The organism is Vibrio sp. Vb0598 (genome assembly GCF_033338935.1).
Classification (GTDB): domain Bacteria; phylum Pseudomonadota; class Gammaproteobacteria; order Enterobacterales; family Vibrionaceae; genus Vibrio; species Vibrio alginolyticus.
The window spans coordinates 1-1291 of sequence record NZ_JAWOTP010000148.1; the positions used below are offsets into that span (position 1 = coordinate 1).

The 1291-nt window shown below is 44.3% G+C and carries 1 protein-coding gene; it reads left to right on the plus strand.

Translation table 11 applies throughout. The annotated features are described in order from the left end of the window. Positions 1-1291, plus strand: a 1291-nt coding sequence (locus R7Q38_RS23640) for an Ig-like domain-containing protein (RefSeq protein ID WP_318114499.1), incomplete at both ends; no start/stop codon positions are given.

Consider the following 1291-nt stretch of genomic DNA (forward strand, 5'->3'; position numbering starts at 1 on the left):
ATACCGATACGCCAGAAGAGCAATTAACCGTTTCTTTAGAAAACAACTCAAACGGTTACTTTGTGTTAGTTGGCGATGAAGTCAAACTGACTCAAGCGGGTGTTGACGCGGTTAACAACGACGAACTCAACCTTAAAGATCTGACTATCAGTGCGTCAGTATCGGATGGTGTTAATCCAACAGCTAACGACAGTGATAGTTTGGTTGTGAATCGTGTTAACGATGCACCGACTGTTGAAAATGCCATTGCAGACCAAGTGTTATCGGAAGATTTCGATGCATACACGATCGACTTGAATGAAGTATTCAAAGATTCTGATTCCTCGCTAGAATTCTCAGTTTCTGGCAATAACAGCATCCAAATCTCTATTGTGAGTGGCGTTGCTACCATCACTCCGACTGCGGATTGGAATGGCAAAGAGACAATTACGCTTACAGCTAAAGACCCAAGCGGTGAAAGCGTTAACCAAACGGTGGACTTTACGGTTGCACCAGTAGTCGACATCGAGGCTGATAGCGCGGATGTAGTCGAAGACACACCAACCATCATTAACGTCTTAGGTAACGACACGTTTGAAGGCAAAGATAAAGTGGTGTCTCTGGACGCTGAGAATGGTCCTAAAAATGGTACCGTCATCGTAAACAACGATGGTACGGTGACCTACACACCAGATGATAACTACGTCGGAGAAGATACGTTCACTTATGTCGTGACATCAGGTGGTGTATCCGAATCTACCACCGTCACTGTCAATGTGACACCAGTAAACGACAAGCCTGAAAGTGAAGACTTTACGCATGTCGTCGATGATCAGCTTACGCACGTTGTGTTTGATACCGATACTAAACCTCTGGGGAGCGGTGACTCTAAGGATCATATCGCGGATGTTGAAGACGACTTAAAAGGCAACGATCTACATGTCCGGATTACTGAACTGCCAACATCAGGTACGTTGTTCTTTAAAGATAGTGACGGTGAGTTGCACGAAATTAAAGAAGTAAGCGATACGCTTTATGACAAAGACAGTCTTTACTATGAAGCTGATAATGTTGGCTTCTTATTAGGTATCAAAGATCGTCCAAATACGCCTAATGGCTCAGAATCTACATCAGATTTCAATAACTGGGGATTAAGTGAGGATGGTGGACCATCACATTCCCGTATTGAGCATTTAGCAAATGGAGCCTCTATCACGATTTCCTCTGATAGCGGTGAACTTGCGCAATACAACCGTCAGGTGTCACATATCGGCAATGGTATCGCTGACAATGACGGGCAGGGTATTGAGAA